This is a genomic window from Photorhabdus africana (assembly GCF_035181445.1).
Taxonomy (GTDB): Bacteria; Pseudomonadota; Gammaproteobacteria; order Enterobacterales; family Enterobacteriaceae; genus Photorhabdus; species Photorhabdus laumondii.
Window position 1 is genome coordinate 1 of sequence record NZ_JAXBVE010000290.1, and the last position, 228, is coordinate 228.

The window sequence follows — 228 nt, forward strand, 5'->3', positions numbered from 1 at the left end:
CTTCATCCCGTTCATTGGTCGCTAAAATAAACCTCCCGACCCGCAATCTGGCCTGCTTCACATTGTCTAACCGGGTATAAACCTGACCGGCTAATTGATAATGAACCGATTTGGGGGGTTGATGCTTGCCGGGTTTCCCGCGCCCCGCATACGCGGTAATCGCCTGAATTTCCGGCGAGGCGATGCCGATAAACTGGCATTGAGACTCAAAATCATGCAGTGCCTGTA

Annotated in this window: 1 pseudogene; it reads right to left on the bottom strand. The window is 52.2% G+C overall.

Features of this window, described 5'->3' with window-relative positions:
* Window positions 1-228 (bottom strand): annotated as a pseudogene (locus SLS51_RS23800) (IS1634 family transposase); the annotation flags it as partial.